The sequence below is a fragment of the Streptomyces sp. NPDC014991 genome (genome assembly GCF_043080665.1).
GTDB lineage: Bacteria > Actinomycetota > Actinomycetes > Streptomycetales > Streptomycetaceae > Streptomyces.
In genome coordinates this window covers 40,118-58,932 of the sequence record NZ_JBIBVY010000020.1, presented here as the reverse complement: position 1 = coordinate 58,932, position 18,815 = coordinate 40,118, and the positions used below count along the sequence as shown (strand labels likewise).

The 18,815-nt window shown below is 71.6% G+C and carries 24 protein-coding genes and 1 pseudogene; 10 read left to right on the top strand and 15 right to left on the bottom strand.

The window, feature by feature from the left end:
- Positions 1-130 precede the first annotated feature (130 nt).
- From ACF1BE_RS27160 to ACF1BE_RS27145, 4 genes are all read right to left on the bottom strand, one after another.
- Positions 131-883: an HAD family hydrolase gene (locus ACF1BE_RS27160; RefSeq protein ID WP_392201635.1), complete on the bottom strand. Its 753-nt coding sequence runs from the start codon at positions 881-883 to the stop codon at positions 131-133.
- Positions 883-1,761, bottom strand: coding sequence for a winged helix-turn-helix domain-containing protein (locus ACF1BE_RS27155; RefSeq protein WP_392201634.1), 879 nt, complete (start codon positions 1,759-1,761; stop codon positions 883-885). Before ACF1BE_RS27155 ends, ACF1BE_RS27160 begins: the two co-directional genes overlap by 1 nt.
- 114 nt (positions 1,762-1,875) lie before the next feature.
- Positions 1,876-2,784 (bottom strand): winged helix-turn-helix domain-containing protein, encoded by a 909-nt coding sequence (locus ACF1BE_RS27150; RefSeq protein WP_392201633.1) that lies wholly within the window; start codon positions 2,782-2,784, stop codon positions 1,876-1,878.
- 433 nt (positions 2,785-3,217) lie between these two features.
- Positions 3,218-3,838 (bottom strand): aerial mycelium formation protein, encoded by a 621-nt coding sequence (locus ACF1BE_RS27145; protein WP_392201632.1) that lies wholly within the window; start codon positions 3,836-3,838, stop codon positions 3,218-3,220.
- A gap of 169 nt (positions 3,839-4,007) precedes the next feature.
- Between ACF1BE_RS27145 and dtd the strand changes: the two genes are divergently transcribed.
- Positions 4,008-4,433, top strand: coding sequence for a D-aminoacyl-tRNA deacylase (gene dtd / locus ACF1BE_RS27140; RefSeq protein WP_392201631.1), 426 nt, complete (start codon positions 4,008-4,010; stop codon positions 4,431-4,433).
- Between the two features lie 240 nt (positions 4,434-4,673).
- Complete coding sequence (locus ACF1BE_RS27135) at positions 4,674-5,765, top strand: hypothetical protein (protein WP_392201630.1); 1,092 nt, start codon at positions 4,674-4,676, stop codon at positions 5,763-5,765.
- 149 nt (positions 5,766-5,914) lie between these two features.
- On the opposite strand, the gene ACF1BE_RS27130 is transcribed toward ACF1BE_RS27135, so the two are convergent.
- From ACF1BE_RS27130 to ACF1BE_RS27120, 3 genes are all read right to left on the bottom strand, one after another.
- On the bottom strand, positions 5,915-6,880 hold the full coding sequence (locus ACF1BE_RS27130; RefSeq protein WP_392201629.1) for a YgfZ/GcvT domain-containing protein: 966 nt from the start codon (positions 6,878-6,880) through the stop codon (positions 5,915-5,917).
- A 9-nt stretch (positions 6,881-6,889) separates the two neighbouring features.
- Positions 6,890-7,327 (bottom strand): Fur family transcriptional regulator, encoded by a 438-nt coding sequence (locus ACF1BE_RS27125; RefSeq protein WP_392201628.1) that lies wholly within the window; start codon positions 7,325-7,327, stop codon positions 6,890-6,892.
- A gap of 102 nt (positions 7,328-7,429) precedes the next feature.
- A complete protein-coding gene (locus ACF1BE_RS27120) occupies positions 7,430-8,005 on the bottom strand; it encodes an FABP family protein (RefSeq protein WP_392201627.1) in 576 nt (191 codons plus the stop codon).
- A gap of 310 nt (positions 8,006-8,315) precedes the next feature.
- Between ACF1BE_RS27120 and ACF1BE_RS27115 the strand changes: the two genes are divergently transcribed.
- A complete protein-coding gene (locus tag ACF1BE_RS27115; RefSeq protein ID WP_121788104.1) occupies positions 8,316-8,678 on the top strand; it encodes a DsrE family protein in 363 nt (120 codons plus the stop codon).
- A 19-nt stretch (positions 8,679-8,697) separates the two neighbouring features.
- On the opposite strand, the gene ACF1BE_RS27110 is transcribed toward ACF1BE_RS27115, so the two are convergent.
- Complete coding sequence (locus ACF1BE_RS27110) at positions 8,698-8,961, bottom strand: DUF3099 domain-containing protein (RefSeq protein ID WP_392201626.1); 264 nt, start codon at positions 8,959-8,961, stop codon at positions 8,698-8,700.
- A 130-nt stretch (positions 8,962-9,091) separates the two neighbouring features.
- Here ACF1BE_RS27110 and ACF1BE_RS27105 point away from each other — a divergent pair, with 130 nt between their 5' ends.
- The 4 genes from ACF1BE_RS27105 (at position 9,092) to ACF1BE_RS27090 (ending at position 11,429) form a co-directional block, all read left to right on the top strand.
- Positions 9,092-9,829, top strand: a complete 738-nt coding sequence (locus tag ACF1BE_RS27105; protein ID WP_392201716.1) for a DUF2993 domain-containing protein — start codon at positions 9,092-9,094, stop codon at positions 9,827-9,829.
- Between the two features lie 215 nt (positions 9,830-10,044).
- Positions 10,045-10,125: an Ms5788A family Cys-rich leader peptide gene (locus tag ACF1BE_RS27100; RefSeq protein WP_351055874.1), complete on the top strand. Its 81-nt coding sequence runs from the start codon at positions 10,045-10,047 to the stop codon at positions 10,123-10,125.
- Between the two features lie 125 nt (positions 10,126-10,250).
- Positions 10,251-11,096 carry a sulfurtransferase gene (locus tag ACF1BE_RS27095; protein WP_392201625.1) on the top strand — a complete coding sequence of 282 codons (846 nt, stop codon included), beginning with the start codon at positions 10,251-10,253 and terminating at the stop codon, positions 11,094-11,096.
- 45 nt (positions 11,097-11,141) lie between these two features.
- The gene (locus ACF1BE_RS27090; protein WP_030318169.1) at positions 11,142-11,429 is read left to right on the top strand and encodes a DUF1416 domain-containing protein; all 288 of its coding nucleotides are present in this window, start codon (positions 11,142-11,144) and stop codon (positions 11,427-11,429) included.
- A 96-nt stretch (positions 11,430-11,525) separates the two neighbouring features.
- On the opposite strand, the gene ACF1BE_RS27085 is transcribed toward ACF1BE_RS27090, so the two are convergent.
- Together ACF1BE_RS27085 and ACF1BE_RS27080 are read right to left on the bottom strand one after the other, a co-directional pair.
- On the bottom strand, positions 11,526-11,819 hold the full coding sequence (locus ACF1BE_RS27085) for a hypothetical protein (RefSeq protein WP_392201624.1): 294 nt from the start codon (positions 11,817-11,819) through the stop codon (positions 11,526-11,528).
- Complete coding sequence (locus ACF1BE_RS27080) at positions 11,816-12,217, bottom strand: hypothetical protein (protein WP_392201623.1); 402 nt, start codon at positions 12,215-12,217, stop codon at positions 11,816-11,818. The genes ACF1BE_RS27085 and ACF1BE_RS27080 overlap by 4 nt, the downstream gene beginning before the upstream one ends.
- A 166-nt stretch (positions 12,218-12,383) precedes the next feature.
- On the opposite strand from ACF1BE_RS27080, the gene ACF1BE_RS27075 reads away from it, so the two are divergent.
- Both ACF1BE_RS27075 and ACF1BE_RS27070 read left to right on the top strand, forming a co-directional pair.
- The gene (locus ACF1BE_RS27075; protein WP_392201622.1) at positions 12,384-13,223 is read left to right on the top strand and encodes a helix-turn-helix transcriptional regulator; all 840 of its coding nucleotides are present in this window, start codon (positions 12,384-12,386) and stop codon (positions 13,221-13,223) included.
- Positions 13,205-13,489, top strand: a complete 285-nt coding sequence (locus tag ACF1BE_RS27070; RefSeq protein ID WP_392201621.1) for a DUF397 domain-containing protein — start codon at positions 13,205-13,207, stop codon at positions 13,487-13,489. The genes ACF1BE_RS27075 and ACF1BE_RS27070 overlap by 19 nt, the downstream gene beginning before the upstream one ends.
- A gap of 98 nt (positions 13,490-13,587) precedes the next feature.
- Here the strand turns inward: ACF1BE_RS27070 and ACF1BE_RS27065 are convergent, their stop codons facing one another.
- From ACF1BE_RS27065 to ACF1BE_RS27045, 5 genes and pseudogenes are all read right to left on the bottom strand, one after another.
- A complete protein-coding gene (locus ACF1BE_RS27065) occupies positions 13,588-14,838 on the bottom strand; it encodes an esterase/lipase family protein (RefSeq protein ID WP_392201620.1) in 1,251 nt (416 codons plus the stop codon).
- A gap of 136 nt (positions 14,839-14,974) precedes the next feature.
- A pseudogene (locus ACF1BE_RS27060) lies at positions 14,975-15,306 on the bottom strand (SgcJ/EcaC family oxidoreductase).
- A 65-nt stretch (positions 15,307-15,371) separates the two neighbouring features.
- On the bottom strand, positions 15,372-16,577 hold the full coding sequence (locus ACF1BE_RS27055; RefSeq protein WP_392201619.1) for a hypothetical protein: 1,206 nt from the start codon (positions 16,575-16,577) through the stop codon (positions 15,372-15,374).
- Positions 16,574-16,834: a MoaD/ThiS family protein gene (locus tag ACF1BE_RS27050; RefSeq protein ID WP_392201618.1), complete on the bottom strand. Its 261-nt coding sequence runs from the start codon at positions 16,832-16,834 to the stop codon at positions 16,574-16,576. The genes ACF1BE_RS27055 and ACF1BE_RS27050 overlap by 4 nt, the downstream gene beginning before the upstream one ends.
- Before the next feature lie 56 nt (positions 16,835-16,890).
- Complete coding sequence (locus tag ACF1BE_RS27045) at positions 16,891-17,742, bottom strand: alpha/beta hydrolase family protein (RefSeq protein ID WP_392201617.1); 852 nt, start codon at positions 17,740-17,742, stop codon at positions 16,891-16,893.
- Between the two features lie 182 nt (positions 17,743-17,924).
- On the opposite strand from ACF1BE_RS27045, the gene ACF1BE_RS27040 reads away from it, so the two are divergent.
- Entirely contained in the window at positions 17,925-18,722 is a 798-nt protein-coding gene (locus ACF1BE_RS27040) for a response regulator transcription factor (RefSeq protein WP_392201616.1), read from the top strand.
- Positions 18,723-18,815 lie beyond the last annotated feature (93 nt).

Below are 18,815 nucleotides of genomic sequence, written 5' to 3'. Positions count from 1 at the left end.
CCCTCGCGCCCAGGACGAGCGGTCCGACGGGTGGTCGGCCGCTCACCTGCGCCGGGTGTGACGCACACGTCCCGGGCGGTGGCCCGGAGTGGCGGCATCGTAACGCACCGCAGGGTACGGCGGCGGCACGCTAGCGGTGGGCGCCGTGGCCGCCGCGGAGCAGCCGCAGCAGGGGGTGAAGTGAGCGGACGACGTGGTCCGCGCCCGCCGCGCGCAGGGCCTTCGCCTGCTGGGCGCGGCGCGCGTAGCCCAGGAAGGGGACGCCGGCCCGGCGGGCCGCGGTCAGGTCCGAGAGGGAGTCGCCGATCATCAGGGCGGTCGTGGGCGCCGCGCCCATCGCGTTGAGGGCCCGGTTGAGGCAGTGCGGGTCCGGTTTCAGGTGGTGCAGGTGTTCGGTGCGGCCGTACAGATGAGGGCTGAAGCAGCCGGTGGTGCCACGGGACTCGAGGTAGGTGCGGGCGGCGCGCGGTGAGTTGTTGGTGGTGACGGCGAGGCGGGCGCCGACGGCCGTCCAGGTGTGGATCAGCGGGTCGGCGTAGGCGGTGGGCAGCGCGGAGGCGGCGGCCCGCAGTTCTTCCTGGGTGAGCCGTTCCTCCAGGCCGGCGACGAGGTCGCTGCCCGGGCGCCGGCGGCCCACGGCACGCAGGACGACCTGCGGGTCCAGGGTCTCCCGCTCGGCGTCGGTGAGCAGTCCGCGCAGGCCCTGCCGCTCCAGCCAGTCCACCAGGTCCGCGGCCACCCGCTCGGCCCGGTGCGTGGCGAACAGCCGGCAGATCGGCCCGTCGAAGTCCCACAGCACGAAACGGGCCGGTGTGATCAGTTCCCGTAGCTTCTCGATCTCGCTCGCAACAGAAGTCGCATCAGAAGTCGCGTCAGAAGTCACTAGGAGAGTGTCAGGTCCGTGGTGATGGTTTCCCAGAGGGCGTCGAACCACTTCTGCGACTGTTCCACGAACGCCGCGTCCCGCTGTCCGGCCCGCCGCTCGAAGGAGAACAGCAGGGACTCGGAGCCCAGCGCGTCGTACATCTCCAGCGTCCCGTCCTCGGTGGGCTCCTCGCGGCGCGTGACCGTGTAGTACGCGAACAGCGCCTCCGACCCGTTGAGCAGGTACAGCTTCACCGGCGGGGTGAACGGCAGCGCCCGGAACGTCACCCGGACGTCGATGTCGTGCGTGCCGCGCAGGGCCTGGAGGTTGTACTGGAGCACCTGGCCCTGGGCGTTGCGCATCGCCAGCCAGCGCTGGTGGACCGCGTCGTCGTCGCTGCCGGCGTCGACGGAGACCGGGAAGGCGAGATTGATGTCCCGGGACGGCAGCAGGACGCGGACGTCGACCCGGCCGGGCCGCAGCCGGCCGTCATGGATGAGCCGCAGCGGTTCGCCGAGGGCGGGTATCAGGCTCTGCGCGGTCAGGCAGACGGCGTCGATGCGCACGTGCGGCACGGCGAAGGCCTCGGTCAGCCGGGGGGCGAGGGCCACCATGGTCGGCTGCGGCTCCTCGTGCGACGGGGCCGGCCCGGCGACCCGGGGCGGGCTGCCCTTGCTGACGTCGGTGAGCAGGCCGTCCTCCTGGAGTGCCCGCAGGGCCTGGCGTACGGCACCCCGCTCCACGCCGAACTCCCCGGCCAGCTCGGCCTGGGTCGGCAGCCGCTCACCGGCCCGCAGGGCGCCGGAACGGATGCGGTCGCGCAGGGTGTCGGCGATCTGCTGCGACCTGCGCCGTCCGCTGCCGTTGACTGCCATGTTCTCCTGGGTCACGACCAAAAGCTACAACCCTGATCCATCCCTGGGGAGTTGCCCGTAAGTTGTTCGCACGGGACGACCAAGTAGGACCAGACACAGCCAAGTTGGTCGCGAACTCGGCCGGGTCGGCAGCACTCAGGGTTCCAGGGCCAGCTCCGAACTGATCGTCTCCCACAGCGCGTCGAACCACAGGCGGGACTGTTCCACGAACGCCGCGTCCTGCCGCCCGGTCCGCTGCCCGAAGGCGAACAGCACGGACCGGGTGCCGTCGGCGTCGTACAGCTCCACGTGCTCGTGCTCGATCTCCCGCTCGCGGCGCCCCAGCGTGTAGTACGCGAACAGTGCCTCCGACCCGTTGAGCAGGTACAGCTTCACCGGCGGGGTGAACGGCAGCGCCCGGAAGGAGATGCTCACGTCGATGCCGTGGGTGGTGCGCAGGGCCAGCAGGTTCTGCCGCAGGACCAGGCCCTGGGCGTTGCGCTGGGACAGCCAGCGCCGGTGCAGCAGGCCACCGTCGTCGGCGTCCACCGGTGCCGGGAAGGCGAGGTCGATGTTCCGGCCGGGCAGCAGCAGCCGCAGTTCGATCTTGGCCGGTTCCAGCTGTCCCGCGTGGATCTGCCGCAGCGGCTCCCCGATCGCCATCGTCAGCGAGACCGCGGTCAGACAGAGCGCGTCGATACGCACGTGCGGGGCGGCGAAGGCGCCGGCGATCCGCGGCGCGAGGGCCACCATGGTGGGCTGCGGCGGCGCCGCCGGACCGGCCGGGAGGCGCGCGGACCCCGGGACCGCCGCCACGGTGGCGGGGCTGCCCTTGGAAACGCCGGTGAGCAGATGCTCCGACTGCAGGATGCGCAGCGCCTGCCGCACGGCCCCGCGTTCGACCCCGAACTCGTCGGCCAGCCTCGCCTGGGTGGGCATGCGCTCGCCCGGCCGCAGCACTCCGGACCTGATCCGGTGGCGCAGTTCGTCGGCGATCTCGCGGTGGGACGGGCGGTGCCGCTGGGGCCTCGTCCGCCCACCGGCCAAGGCGTGCTCCGGGTCCACACCTGAACCGTACAACTTCCCGCCAACTTGGGGCAGTTCGCCGGCAGCTGGTTATGAGTCGCTTCCCGGCGGAGATAAGAACAGTGAAGTTGGCAGCCAACTTGCCCGACCTGGTCGAGCTTCCCAGTGGTTGGCCGCCCGGGTTCCCTCCCGGAGGGGAGCCGGGAGCCCGGACCGGGGACGGCCACCGGAGCGCACAGTCACAACTGAACATCCCGCACAGCCACAACTGAACACCCGCATCGCACAGCCACAACTGAACAGCTCGCTACGGATGAACAGTCAGCGCCGCCGGAAGAGGGGAGCCGCAGCGACGGTCCGGGCAGCGCAGCCGCCCGGACGGGCACACCAGGGCGCCGGCCACGCTCGGCGCCCTCTCACCGCCCGGCCACGCACCACCGGCGCCCGCCGATCGCGTGCCGGGCGCGTGCCGTCAGATCAGCAGGTCGTCGATCTGGGCCTCGCCCACCCGGTAGCGGCGCGTGATCTCCCCGCTGCACTCGTCGGCCGTGCGCTGCAGCCGCTGGCGGCGCCGGGAGACCTCCTGCTCGTAGCAGACCAGCCGGCCCATGGCGGCGGCGAGTTCCGGATCGGTCCGGGCCGTCAGGTCGGACAGCTCGACCTCGCCGAGCATCTCGGTGGCCAGCTGCCGGTACTCCTCGTTGTGCGGGGTGCCGAGCGTGACATGCCGGGCCGAGGAGCGCTGCCGGGCCGGGGCGTCCTGGAGGATCTCCGGGAGCCGGTCGACCACCGCGTCGTCCACGGGCGCCGGCACCGACGTCCGGCCCCGCCGGCCCAGCTCCGCCCGCAGGATGTCGATCCGGCCCTGCAACAGCCGCCGCACGTAGCTGAGGTCCGCCTCGTCGCGCTGGGCGTCGCGGCGCAGGGTGCGCAGCTCGGGCAGGCTCAGCCGGGCCAGGTCGTGCGGCTGGGGGCACCCCGCGGCCGGGACGCCCGGGCGGGCCTCGGGGCCCGTGGTGCCGTCGGCGCGCTGTGCGGGCGGCCGGCACGCCTTCTGTGTCCCCAGCCGCCCGCTGGTACTCGGTGTGCTCATCTGGTGGTGACCGTCCCCTCGCCCGGCGTGTGACAGCATCGTGCCACCCCAACCGGCCACTTTGTGACCGAGTGCGCCCGAACAGCCCCAGATGGGCGGTAACGGAACCAAATTGGGCCCGCCGCCGCCCCCCGTGGCCGGGCGTGCGGCACCGGGCATGATGGTCCGCATGCGTGCGGTGGTGCAGAGAGTGGACGGCGCGAGCGTCGTCGTGGACGGCGAGACGGTGGGCGCGATCGAGGGCGAGGGGCTGTGCGTCCTCGTCGGGGTGACCCACGAGGACACCCCGGAGAAGGCGGCCCGGCTGGCCCGCAAGCTGTGGACGCTGCGGATGCTGCACGACGAGAGGTCGTGCAGTGACACCGCCGCCCCGCTGTTGGTGATCAGCCAGTTCACCCTCTACGGCGACGCCCGCAAGGGCCGCCGGCCCACCTGGAACGCGGCGGCCCCGGGCGAGGCCGCCGAGCCCCTGGTGGACGAGGTGGTGGCCCGGCTGCGGGCGCTGGGCGCGACGGTGGCGACGGGCCGTTTCGGCGCGCGGATGCGGGTGTCGCTGACGAACGACGGCCCGTTCACCGTGCTGCTGGAGGTCTAGGAAGCCGGGCTCTTCGACTTTGTCGTGAGATGTCACGCCCACGCCCGTGCCGGCGCACGGCACGGTGACCTGCCCCGGCAGGCCGGCGGCTTGCTCGTGCGATCATGCGGGCGGCTCCCGATGGACCGGTGCACGGTCAACTGACCGAATCCGTCGGGCGATCGAGCCATCGGGTGTCGAGCGATCGAGCGAGAACGGGAGTGCGGTGTGAGCGGGGCTGGGGGGCAGGACGGGTCGTCCGTGTCCGACGAGGAGTGGGAGCGGTTCCTCCGTGAATCGGTGACGGGCACGGCCGGGGCCCCCGTGGAGCCGTCGGCGCGCGCCCGTGAGGCGGAGCGGCGGCTGCGGGAGCGTTCCGGGCAGCCGGAGGGTTGGCGTACGTACTCACCGGCCCGGCCCCGGCGCAGGACAGGCTGTTACGTGACCGGGCTGGTGGCGGCCGCGGCCCTCCTGGCCGTGGGGCTCTTCCCGCAGCAGGTCGCCGGCTGGTTCGGTGGCGACGACGGCGGGCAGGACGGTGCGCCGTTGGCCGCCGAGTCGCGAAGGCCGCGGGAGGCGCCCGGTGCCGGGCCGGATCTGCGCCCTACCCTCGCCGAACCCTTCCGGGGCTCTCCTGCCGCCCGCTGGGCCGACGGAGCGGCGGGGATCACGGTGCCACCGGCCAAGGCGACCGGCTGGATGGACGCCGCCGAGGTCGGGCGGGCACTGCGGCGGAGCCGGGACTTCCTGGTGGCCGCGGGGCTCGACTCCCGCGTGCTGCGCGGCGAGCGGCCCACGAAGGCGATCGCGCTGCTGAACCCGCACCAGAAGGACGTCCAGGAGTATCTCCGTACCGCCCTGTCCTCGACGGCGCCCACTCACAGGACCGACCCGCTGCTGTTGTTCAGTCGCTTCCGGCCGGAGCAGGCCCGGCTGGTCGGTGACGTGGTCAAGACGCGCGGCCGGCTCACGTACCGGGAGGGGAAGCGGGGGGCGGTCGAGGTGACGGCGGACGTCACCTTCGTGTACCCGGTCACCCCGGCGGGCGACGGCGGGCGGAACGCCGGGATCGTCCGTACGATCGTGCGGCGCGAGGTGGTGATGAGCTGGGACGACCCGGCCGAGGTCATCACCGAACCGGGCACGATGTCCCTCGTCTCGTACGCGCTCGACATGACCAACGGCGGCTGCTCCGCCCCGACCGGCTACTTCGTGCCGCCCTTCGGCCGGGACGACGAGCAGCCCGCCGACGAGGCCCACCGGGTCGATCCGTACGACCGCAGCAAGCCCGTCGACACGAGCAACGGCACGACGGCTACGGGCGACGGCTGCGCCACCGCCACCCGCTCCTAGAGCCTGCCGCCGGCTGACCCGGGAACGTTCCGCGGCTCGGCGTCCGGCCCGTCGGGGGGTCCCGGGACGCACCGACGTCCCGGGACAGCACACCTAGGCCCTCTCGTTCGGATCATGCCGGGCTCGCGGGTCGATCCGAACGAAAGACCCTAGGGCGCCACGACGACTTCCTGGGCGGCGGCCGTGTTCCCGGCCAGGAGCCGCGCGTCGACCGGGACGTTCCGCTTGACCAGGGCCAGCGCCACCGGCCCCAGTTCGTGGTGGCGTACGGACGTGGTGACGAACCCGATCTTCCGGCCGTCGGGCTCGTCGTCGGCGAGCCGGATCTCCGTGCCCGCCGGCGGCAGGTGGACCTCGCTGCCGTCCAGGTGCAGGAAGACCAGCCGCCGGGGCGGCTTGCCCAGGTTGTGCACCCGGGCCACGGTCTCCTGCCCCCGGTAGCAGCCCTTCTGGAGGTGGACGGCCGTGTCGATCCAGCCCAGCTCGTGCGGGATGGTGCGGTGGTCGGTCTCGAAGCCGAGCCGGGGCCGGTGGTGCTCCACGCGCAGCGCCTCGTGGGCGAGGATCCCGGCGACCGGTCCGTGTCCGGCGGCGAACTCCTCCAGCGCGGCGCGCGGCAGGAACAGATCACGGCCGTACGCCGTCTCGCGGACGACCGCCTCCTCGGGCGGCTCGCTGATCGAACCGGCCGGCAGGTGGACCACGGCGATGTCGGCCGTCCGGTCGGCGACCTCGACCCGGTAGAAGAACTTCATCGACTCCAGGTACGCGATCAGCGCCTCCTGGGTGCCGGGTTCCACGTGCGCCCAGACGGTCGTGCCGTCGTCCACCAGGTACAGCGCGTGCTCGATGTGTCCGTGGGCGGAGAGGATCAGGGCCTCGGTGGCCTCACCCGCGGGCAGTTCGCTGACGTGCTGGGTGAGCAGCAGGTGCAGCCAGCTGAGCCGGTCCTCGCCGCTGACGGTGACGACACCGCGGTGCGAGAGGTCGACGAAGCCGGCGCCGTCGGCGAGGGCGCGCTGCTCGCGGAACAGGTCGCCGTAGTGGGCGGCGACGCCTTCGTCCACGCCCTCGGCGGGGACGGCGCCGGGCAGGGACAGCAGGGGGCTCTTCATACCGCAAGCCTACGACGAGGTAGTTGAACCCTTCAGGGAGCAGTCCTCGCACCGGCCGAAGATCGCGAAGTGCTTCAGGTCGGTGTCGAACCCGAACTGCTCGCGCAGCTTGGCCGTGAACTCCGCGGCCACCCCGGCGTCCGCCTCGATGACGTTCTCGCAGTCCCGGCACACCAGGTGCAGATGGTGGTGGCGGTCGGCGAGGTGGTAGGTGGGCGCGCCGTGGCCGAGGTGGGCGTGGCTGACCAGGCCCAGCTCCTCCAGCAGCTCCAGCGTCCGGTAGACGGTGGAGATGTTGACCCCCGACGCCGTCTTCCTCACTTCCGCGAGGATGTCGTCGGGGGTCGCGTGTTCGAGGGTGTCCACGGCTTCGAGGACAAGCTGACGCTGCGGCGTCAGCCGGTAGCCGCGCTGCCTGAGGTCGCTCTTCCAGTCGGTGCTCACCACACTGGAAGTCTAGGACCACCCGGCCGGTGGGCCGTGGGCGATCCGTGGGCCGTGTGCGACCGGTGGGCCGTGTGCGACCGGTGGGCCGTGGGCGCCGGTGGCCTACTTGAAGAAGGCGATGCCGTCGTCCGGGAGGTCGTCCGGCAGGGCCTTCGCCCAGCGCTCGACGTCCTCCGGGCTGACGACCTTCTTCAGCTGGGCCGACATGTAGGGGCGCAGCGGGACCTCGGGGGTCTGCTTCTCGCCGACCCACATCAGGTCGCCCTTCACGTACCCGTACAGCCGCTTGCCGCCGCTGTACGGCCGCGAGGCGGCCGTGCGGGCGACGGCGTCCGTCACCAGGTCGATCTGCGGCTTCTTGTCGGCCAGCTCGCCGTACCAGATCTCGATGACGCCGTCGTCGCGGGTCATCGTCACCTCGACCTTGCGCTCGGCGTCGATCCGCCAGAAGCCGTGCTCGGACTCCAGCGGGCGGACCTTGTTGCCGTCACCGTCCAGCTCCCAGGTGTGGGAGCGGTACTCGAGGAAGTCCCGGCCGTCGTGGGTGAAGGCGACCTCCTGCCCGAAGTTGCACTTCTGCGAGCCCGGGAAGTCGTGCACGCCCGCACCGGCCCACTCGCCGAGCAGGAAAACGAGCGGGACGAGGTCCTTGTGCAGGTCGGACGGGATCTCGATCATGAGCGACAGCTTTCCTTGGGGTGGGTCAGCGCTGGCCCTGGTACAGCTTCTTCACGGTCAGACCGGCGAAGGCGAGCACGCCGACGCAGACCAGGACCAGCAGAATTTCGTAGAAAGTCTCCACGGGTGCTCCTTGAGCGAAGGTGGACGGACGACAGAGCCGCAGACAAGCTTACGCGGCCCGGACCCCGCCCTCCCGACGAGGTCCGCTCAGGTGAGCAGCTCGGTCTGGAGGGTCACGGTCTGCCGGATGCACAGCAGACTCATGGCATGCGCATGCAGTTGTGGCCAAGCGGATTACGCTTCGGTCATGGCGAAGAAACTCGTGATCAAGGTGACGGCCGGGGCGGACGCCCCCGAGCGCTGCTCGCAGGCGTTCACGGTGGCCGCGGTGGCCGTGGCCAGCGGCGTCGAGGTCTCGCTGTGGCTGACCGGGGAGTCGTCCTGGTTCGCGCTGCCGGGCCGGGCCGCCGAGTTCGAACTGCCGCACGCGGCACCGCTGCCCGACCTGATCGACTCCGTCCTCGCGGCCGGGCGCGTCACGCTGTGCACGCAGTGCGCCGCCCGCCGGGAGATCACGGAGAAGGACGTCATCGAGGGCGTACGGATCGCGGGCGCGCAGGTGTTCGTGCAGGAGGCCCTGGCCGACGACACCCAGGCGCTCGTGTACTGAGCCCCGCCACAGCGGCTCCCTAGGAGCGCGGGCGCTTCCTGCCGTCCAGCTCGTCCCACCACTCGTCCGACTTCGGGTCGCCGGAGGGGTCGTCCCACCAGCGGTCCTCCGGGCCCCGGCGGTTGGCGACCATCGCCGCGACGGGTGGGATGACCATGGCCACGACGCACATGCCGACGGCCGCCGGCACCGACCACATGCGCACGACGCCCCACGCCAGGACGAAGAGGCCGATGCAGATCCCCATCATGGCGAAGTAGAGGTGTCGCCGCCTGGCGTACATGCTTCCAGGGTAGGGCCGGCGGCCCCTGTCACAACTGATCGACAAAGGCCGTCCGCCCGGCACCCACAGGGTTACCGTGGCGTAGACGTACGCATCCCGACCACCGTCACCGACCTTGGGGACCCACCACATGCGCGCCCTGCGAATACTGCTGATCCTCGTCGTGATCCTGGGCGGGCTGTTCGTGATCGCGGACCGGGTCGCCGTGCACTTCGCGGAGGGCGAGGCCGCGGACAAGCTGAAGGCGACGGAGAACCTGGCGTCCACCCCGGACGTGGACATCAACGGCTTCCCGTTCCTCACCCAGCTGGCGGGCGGCTCCCTCGACGACGTCGAGGTCGGCATCGACGACTACCAGGCGGCGACCGGCAAGGCCGGCCGGACCATCCGGGTGGACGACCTGAAGGCCCACATGAACGGCGTGAGGTTCTCCGGCGACTACAGCTCCGCCACCGCTGACACCGCGACCGGCACCGCGACGGTCTCCTACGCCGAGCTGCTGAAGACGGCCAAGTCCGAGCCGACCGAGGTGGCCCCCGGGGTCACCGCCCGGATCGTCGGGCTCTCCGACGGCGGCAACGGGAAGATCAAGGTCGCGGTGGAGGGAACCGTCTCGTCCCTCGGGCTGACGCAGACGGTGTCCGTGCTCAGTTCGGTGGCCGTGGTGAACGACAAGGTCGAGGTGCACGCGGACTCCCTGCCGAAGCTGGGCGCCGCCGCCGTCGCCGAGAGCCGCGTCCGTGAGATCACCGACTTCCAGCAGGCCATCGACCAGCTGCCCGGCGGCATCAAGCTGGACAAGGTGCAGGCCGCGCCGGACGGCGTGAAGATCAGTGTGAAGGGTTCGGACGTCAGGCTGGCGGGGTAGCCGACCCGCACCCCGGGCCGGGACCGCCGGTGGACACCGATTGTCCGACTGGCGAGACGGCCACGTACGCAGCGTGGGCACGGCGACCCGCGTGAGCGCCCGGAGGTCCCCGAAGGACTCCCGGGCGCTTTTCATATCCCGGTATTCGGACGATCGCGTCTCGCCATGTGACACGCCGGTGACATGTCGGCCCGTACGTCCCTACGATCGACCGCATGAGGCGACAGGCGGATCTCACGAAGCGGCGGGCAGTGGACCTGTGCCGCGTTGCCGCCATGCTCTGTCGCCCCTTCTGAGCGGAAGCCCGGCTCCCGCATCTCACCGCCCTGTCGTCAGGGCATCCGTGCGCCGCTCGGGCACCGAGCGCGCGCCCCTCGCTACTTCGCACGCCCCGCCGTAACTGCCCCGGAGGAGAAAGAGCATGAGCCGCAGCGACGTCCTGGTCGACGCCGACTGGCTCCAGGAGCACCTGGACGACCCGACCATCGCGATCGTCGAGGTGGACGAGGACACGTCCGCCTACGAGAAGAACCACATTCGGAACGCGATCCGCATCGACTGGACCAAGGACCTCCAGGACCCGGTCCGCCGTGACTTCATCGACCAGGAGGGCTTCGAGAAGCTCCTGTCGGAGAAGGGCATCGCCAACGACCACACGGTGGTCCTCTACGGCGGCAACAACAACTGGTTCGCGTCGTACGCCTACTGGTACTTCAAGCTGTACGGCCACGAGAACGTCAAGCTCCTCGACGGCGGCCGCAAGAAGTGGGAGCTGGACGCCCGCGAGCTGGTCGCCGGTGACGAGGTCCCCGAGCGCCCGAAGACCGACTACAGCGCCCAGCCGCAGAACAAGGCGATCCGCGCCTTCCGGGACGACGTCGTCGCCGCGATCGGCGCGCAGAACCTGGTCGACGTCCGCTCGCCCGACGAGTTCTCCGGCAAGCTGCTCGCCCCGGCCCACCTGCCGCAGGAGCAGTCGCAGCGGCCGGGTCACGTGCCGAGCGCCAAGAACATCCCGTGGTCGAAGAACGCCAACGACGACGGCACGTTCAAGTCGGACGAGGACCTCAAGGCCCTCTACGCCGCGGAGGACGTCGACCTCGCCAAGGACACGATCGCCTACTGCCGCATCGGTGAGCGCTCGGCCCTCACCTGGTTCGTGCTGCACGAGCTGCTCGGCGTGGAGAACGTCAAGAACTACGACGGCTCCTGGACCGAGTACGGCTCCCTCGTCGGCGTGCCGATCGAACTCGGCTCCGGCAAGTAACCCATCCGACCGACCTTCCCGGTCAGACCCCTCTGGAGAGACAGCATGTGTGGAGCGAAGGCCGGCGGCCCGGACGCCTCGACCATCAAGCCCGGTGAGACCACGATCCAGGGCCAGGTGACCCGCGACGGCGAGCCCGTGGTCGGTTACGTCCGACTGCTCGACTCGACCGGCGAGTTCACCGCCGAGGTTCCCACCTCCGCGACCGGCCAGTTCCGCTTCTACGCGGCCGAGGGCACGTGGACCGTGCGGGCGCTGGTCCCGGGCGGCACGGCCGACCGCACGGTCGTCGCCCAGCACGGCGGCCTGGCCGAGGTCGCCATCGCGGTCTGAGCCGCCCGCGAGCGGACTCACCGACGGCTGAGGGCCGCATCCCCCTGGGTTGGACGCCAGTGGGGGGTGCGGCCCTTCGGCTGTCCCCGGACCTCTTCAGCCACGCGTCCGGACGGTCGCGAGGACCACGGTCACGAGCAGCGCGGCGGCGCACAGGGCGGTGAGCACACCGCTCACGACCGCGCCGTCAACCAGCCGCCGCCGCACACGGCGCCGGGAACGCGGAACGGGCCGGGGCGCGGGGCGGAACGCGGGGACGGCCCGCGTGTCCCGCGCATCCGGACCGAACGGCGGCAGAGCGTAGGCCGGCCACGGGCTCACGGCGTCCCGCGGCGAGCGCTCCCCCCACCGCGCGCACTCCTCGTACGGCAGTCCGCCGGTGGCCGTCATGCCCGGTGCTCCTGTCGCTGGTGCTGGCGCAGCAGCACGTTGGCGTCCGTCTCGGCACTGCGGTCGTACGCCGTCCGCGCGTCCTCCCGCCGCCCCGCCAGCTCCGCGCAGGCGGCACAGCCGGGGACGGGACGCGGCGGCCGGCTGACGTCGTCCAACGGCGACGGCAACGAAGGCAGCGCCCCCGCACGGCGGTTGACGGCCCGGACACTCGCACCGAGCCGCTCCCGGTCCGTGGCCGGACGCAGTGTCGCCGGGTCGGCCTCCCACTCCACCCCACCGCCGACGGGGCGGAGCAACGCGTACGGGCCGGCCCGGTCGCGGTACTCGCCGACCCTGTCGGTGGCCGGGTCGTAGAGGAGACGTCCCGGCTCATGGGGCTCCGACGTCGTTGTCATCGCGGCCTGCTCCTTTCCATGAACGCCTGAACGCAGCGCATACGTAGGACTACCCTGCGTGTTCGGAATGCCTACGAGCATGGCCCACGGAAAGCGCGTTTGGGCTGCTGAGAGGCCCAAATTCAACGTTGGGCCCGCCAAATTCAACAAATTCAACAGGAGCGCGATGCCACAACGGCTGGTGATCACGGGACGGAGCCAGGAACCGAGGGCGCGGTTCACCGAGGAGCTACGGCACCTCAGGAGCGAACGCGGCCTGTCCCTGCGGGACCTCGCCAAGGAGGTGGGCTGGGACTCGTCCCAGTTCAGCAAGCTGGAGAGCGGGCAGACACTGGGCGGGCCCGAGGTCGTACAGGCACTGGACCAGTTCTACGGGACACCGGGGCTGCTGGTCACCCTGTGGGAACTGGCGGTCGCCGACCCCACGCAGTTCAGGGAGCAGTATCGGCGGTACATGGTGCTGGAGTCCGAGGCGATCAGCCTGTGGCACTACGCGGTGAGCGCACCGCCTGGCCTTCTGCAGACGGCCGGGTACGCGCGTGAGGCGCTAGCGGCGGGCGGTCTCAAGGGTTCAGAGCTGGACCAGCAGGTCGAGGCGCGTGTAGGGCGACGAATGCTGTTGGAAGGTGACGATGCTCCACCATTTCGCGTCATCCTCTCCGAAGCGGTGCTGCGGACTCCCCTGCGTGACACGAAGGCTTGGCGGGAGCAGATGGAGTACCTGGCAGAGGCGTCGCAACGGCCGAACATCACGCTTCACGTGCTGCCTTTCAGCGCCGGCCCTCACGGCCTGATGAACACCGCGGTGAAGTTCTTGCGACTGCTGGACGGTCGTACCGTTGCCTACACCGAGAACGATGTACGTGGCGAACTGATCGAGGAAAACAACGAGGTTGAGCATTTGCAGCGCACTTATGATGCGGTGCGCGACCTGTCGCTGTACCCGGCTGAGTCGCAGACGTTCATCCTGCGGATGTTGGAGGAGCCTTGCGAGTCATCGACCTGAGCGGAGCGACGTGGCGCAGGAGCAGCCGCAGCAACACTACGGGCGGCGACTGCGTCGAAGTTTCCGACGACTTCCTGAGTGCGGCCTGGCGCGCGAGCAGTTACAGCAACTCCGACGGTGGCGAGTGCCTGGAGGTCGCCGACGATTTCCCCTCCGTCGTCCCCGTCCGTGACAGCAAGGCCCCCGCCCGCGGAGCCCTCGTCTTCCAGGCCGGCACCTGGGCGGCGTTCGTGTCCGGGGTCAAGCACGGGACTCCGCTCGGCTGAGTGGTCGCCGTGGCCGACCTCCGTGCTGCCGAGCGCCGGCAGACCACGCCTGAGGGGCGCGGGGAGCCGCGTGAGCGGCCCCCCGCGCGCTCACCTGGTCATCCGGCCGTGATGCGGTCCAGGATCCACCGGCCCAGCTCCGCGGTCATGACGGTGTGCCCTTCGTTCTCACTGGCACACAGGAACTCGTGCAGTTCGCTGCTCTCCGGGTCGATCTTGCCGTACAGCGCGTGCCGGTCGTCGACGTCGCCCGCGGCGACGGCGCTGACGGTGGGGACGAACACGCTCGCGTTGTAGACCAGTTCCGCCGGCTTGCGGTCGAGCACCTCGGCCAGCATGGCGGCGGTCCCGAAGTTGGCGGGGTGGCCCGGCAGGCCGGGGGTCACGGGGAACAGACCGCCGGGGGCGCCGTCGACGTCGGGCAGGCCGTCGGTGCGGACCACGACCGGCTCCTTGTCCGCCCCGTGCAGGTGGGCGACGACGGGGTTACCGATGTCCTGGGTGAAGAGTTCGGTGCCGTTCAGGACGGGGCCGGTGCTGCTCATCGCCGACACGCCCTTGGGGATGGCGTTACCGACGCCGTTGCCCGCCCCGTTGGCGACCCCGAGGAGGCGGACGCCTGCCGGCCAGTTCCCGACCCGTTCGAGTTCCTCGAGGAAGTCGGTACGCGCCCGGTCCTGGTCCGCCGTGCCCTCCTCGGTCTCGATGTGCCAGCGCAGCAGCTGGCGCGCGGCGGGGCTGTTGACCATGGTGGAGAAGCGGCCGAGCAGCTCGCCGACGACGGGAGTCCCGCCCCAGTGCTTCTTCACGAAGTGCGCGAACGCCTGGACCCCGACGGGGAGCCACGCGCCGCGGTGCGGGGTGTCGTAGGAGAGGTAGGTGGCGGTCTCGTGGCGGAAGCCCTCGCTGTCCAGCTTGGCCAGGGCGTAGCGGGTGACCAGGCCGCCCATGCTGAAGCCGCCCACCGTCAGCCGCGCGGAGCCCTCGCGGTCGTCGATCACCTTCTTGATGCACTCGATCGCGACCTCGGCGTTGTCGGTGAGGGACGCCGACCGCTCGTCGAAACCGAGGAGTACGAGGTCGTAGCCCTGTTCGCGCAGCTCGGAGACGAACGGGAAGGCGCCGTTCTCCAGGCCGTCCCACAGGGCGTCCACGTTGCTCGCTCCGAGGGAGAAGCCGTCGGCGAGGATCACCGGCCGCCTGACGTGCGTCTGCTCCGGAGAGCTGTAGAACACCCAGGCGGTCCCGCCGTCCAGCGGCCAGCGGGCGTCCCAGGCGGCTGCGCGGGGGCGCGGGGCGGCTTCCGGAGGGCTGAGGGGGGCGAAGATGCTGACAACGGGCGTGGACATGCGTCGGACTCCTCTGCGTCATGCTCGGTGCACCGAGCGTGATCACGATCGCGTAACGCACGCGCACGTCGCCTCGGAACTCGCCGACACCCACTCTTTTGGCGGCCCCGGCCCGCCGCACCCCGGGCGGTCATGATCAACGGCTGCGGATGAGCCGGCCGATGCGCACCTCGGTGTTCTGGCCCGCGTCCACCAGCCACCTACCGTCCGTCCGGCCGCAGGAACCGTGGGTGCACCGCCTCGTAGGTGACCTCGCCGTTCCAGCTCGCGGCGGGCAGGACGGCGCGGGTGAACTCGGCGATCGCGTCGAAGCCGATGAGAACCTTGCCGTGAGCGGTGGTCCACAGGGCACGGGTGGAACAGCGCGAGGAGACCCTCCACGTCCTTGGCGCGCTGGGTGCGCTCGACGGTGGCCACGACCTGTGCGATGGCTTCGGTGTCCGCGGTTTCGGTAGGCACGCCGATCACCCTGGTACCTCAGGTGAACTCGAGGTCGAGGCCCGCGGTGGCGAAGAGCCCACCCCGGAAGGGTCCTAGTGGCCCAGCGCCCGCCCCAGCACCCACACCACCGGTGCCGCCGCCGACAGGGGCAGGGCGACGCCCGCCGTGAAGTGGACGAAGCGGGACGGGTAGTCGTAGCTCGCGACCCGGTGGCCGATCAGCGCGCACACCCCGGCGGCCCCGCCGAGCAGCGCCCCCTTCGTGCCGAAGCCGGTCATCGTGCCGACGGCGATCCCCGCGCCCGCCGCGGCCAGCACGGACACCGCGACCGACGCCGGGGTCGGCAGGGGCAGGGCGCGGGCCAGGACGGCCACCGCGACCGCCGCCGCGCCCACCGACACCGCGTGCGTGTCGGCGGCCAGGAACCCGGTCGCCAGCACCGCGAGCGCCGCCGAGGCGACCGTCGCCATCAGGCCGTACATCCGCTCGTCCGCCGAGGCGTGCGAGCGCAGCTGGAGGGCGAGGGACAGCAGGACCCACAGGCCGAGCGAGCCGAGGATGGCGACCAGGGCGTGGTCACGGCCGGCCGCCAGGACGGCCACGTCGGCGGTCAGCGCGCCCGCGAAGGCCAGCGCGATGCCCTGCCGGGCCGGCCACATGCCGTTCAGCCGGAACCAGCCCGCCGCCGTCACCGCCTGGAGCACCACGAGCGGCACGACGAGCACGTACGAGGCGACCGGCGCCGTCGCGGCCAGCAGCAGGCCCAGTACGGCGGTGAGCGCCGCCGGCTGCATGCCGGGCTCGATGACCGGAGAGCGGCCCTCCAGGCGGGCCCGCTGGGCGTCGGTGATCCGCGCGTTGCCGGCGATGGTGGCGGGACCGTACGCCGGCTCCTCCCCGGCCTCCGGTTCCGGCCGGGGTGCGGGCGTGGGGATCCGGGCCGGTGCCGGGGCCGGTTCGGGCTGCTGCGCGGGGGCGTAGGCCTCCCCGTACGCACCGTCGCCGTACGAACCTCCGTACGGGGCCTCGTACGACTGGTACTGCTCCTGCTGGTACCGCTCCTGCCCGTACGGCTGCTGGTACGCCGGCCGGGCATACGGCTGCTGCTCCTGCCGCGGCGGATACGCCGGGTCCGGCACCGGCGCGTGCGTCTGCGTCTCCCAGGTCTGGCCCTGCCACTGCTGGGTGAGTCCCGGATCGTGCCCGGGCTGCTGCCCGTGCCGCGGCTCGTGTCCGGGCCAGTGCTGCTGCTGGTCGTAGCCCTCGTAGGGGCCGCCCTGATACGGCTGGTCGGTCATGCTGCCCCTCCTGCGAACGGCGGGAGCACCTCGACCGTGCCGCCCTCGGCCAGCCGTACCGTCTCATGCGCGCGGGTCCCGGCCGGGTCGCCGTCGACGAGGAAGGAGCACCGCTTCAGCACGCGCGTCAGCTCACCGGGGTGACGCGCGCGCACGGCGGCCAGCGCGTCGGCCAGCGTGTCCGCCTCGTACGGCTCCTCGGCGACCTGGGCCGCGGCCTTGGCGGCGGCCCAGTACCGCACCGTGACCTTGGGCATCTCGATCCTCACTCGACGGCAGGAAAAGACATGGACGAAGACAGTGTGGGGTCAGGCTAGCCCGCCGCCGACACCGCCCAGTCCCCGATCCGGGCCAGCAGGGCGTCGTCCGCCGCGTTCTCCGCGTGGCCCATGCCCGCCTCCACCCAGAGTTCCGCGTGGTCACCGGCCGCCTCGGCGAGCATCCGGGGATGGTCCAGGGGAAAGTAGCCGTCCCGGTCGCCGTGCACGACCAGCAGCGGGGTCGGGGCGATCCGCGGGACCGCCTGCACCGGGGAGAGCGGTACCGGGTTCCAGTCCCGGTGATGGATGCGCGTGCGCAGGCCGTAGCGGCCGACCAGGCGGCCCGCGGGGCGGGTGACCAGCCAGTGCAGGCGGCGCATGGGGGCCGTGCCCCGGTAGTACCAGCGGGCCGGAGAACTCACCGAGACCACCGCGTCGGCCGTGCCCGGGTGCAGCGCCGCGTGCCGCAGGACGACCGAGCCGCCCATGGAGAAGCCGACGGTCACCACGCGCGCGTGCCCGAGGCCGCGGGCCCACTCCACGACTGCGGCGAGGTCCAGCACCTCCTTGTCACCTACCGTGGACCGGCCGCCGGAACGTCCGTGGCCGCGGAAGGAGAACGTGACGACCGCGCCGTGAGCGCGCAGGACGCCTGCCACCCGGCGCACGTGCGGCCGGTCCACGTCCCCGGTGAACCCGTGGGCGACCACGAACACCAGGTCACGGGCGGGTGCACGGGAGGCGTCCGGGACCGCCGAGGGCACGGCGGCGCCGGGATCGTATACGGCCTCGACCAGAATGCCGTCGGCCGTGCGCAGGAACGTCCGGATAGGGCCCCGTCTGCCTGTCTCGGCATTCGGACGAATGGTGGAACCTGCCACATGACCTGCCGGACGGATGCTCATGTGGGCTATTCTGCTGGGCAGAGGACTCGGGCAGCGTAGCCCCCGGGTCCTTTCGTGCTTTCGGAAGCGTTGTATACGAAGCGGGGAACCCCAGGGTGACCGCCGGTGTACGGGGCCTTCGGGATCGCAGAGCAGTGCCGCACCGCACACGTCCTCGCAGGGACCGAGGAGGAACCAGACGTATGAGTTCTCTGCTGCTCCTGACCAACGCCCTCCAGCCGTCGACGGAGGTGCTTCCCGCCCTCGGCCTGCTCCTGCACAACGTGCGGGTCGCCCCGGCGGAGGGCCCCGCACTGGTCGACACCCCGGGCGCCGATGTGATCCTGGTCGACGGCCGCCGCGACCTCCCCCAGGTGCGCAGCCTGTGCCAGCTGCTGCGCTCCACCGGACCCGGCTGTCCGCTGATCCTCGTGGTCACCGAGGGCGGCCTCGCCGCCGTCACCGCCGACTGGGGCATCGACGACGTGCTCCTCGACACCGCCGGTCCCGCGGAGGTCGAGGCCCGGCTGCGGCTGGCCATGGGCCGGCAGCAGATCGTCAACGACGACTCCCCGATGGAGATCCGCAACGGTGACCTCTCGGTGGACGAGGCGACCTACTCCGCGAAGCTCAAGGGCCGGGTCCTCGACCTGACCTTCAAGGAGTTCGAGCTGCTCAAGTACCTCGCCCAGCACCCGGGCCGGGTCTTCACCCGTGCCCAGCTGCTCCAGGAGGTCTGGGGCTACGACTACTTCGGCGGCACCCGGACGGTCGACGTGCACGTACGACGGCTGCGGGCCAAGCTCGGCCCGGAACACGAGTCGCTGATCGGGACCGTACGCAACGTCGGCTACCGCTTCGTCACGCCCGAGAAGCCCGAACGGTCCGCCGACAAGCCCGAACGACCCGCCGACGGGGCACAGGCCAGGACGGGCCGGGCCAGGACGGAGGACGCGCCGACCGCCGTCCTGGACGGCGTCGAGGTCCACGCCGAGGCGTGACCCGCGCGGCAGGGTCCGGGCAGGCTGCCGGGCCCGGCCGGCCGGGATGTGAAACGCCCTGCCCAGGGCGGGTCAATCCGCGTAGACTCCGCG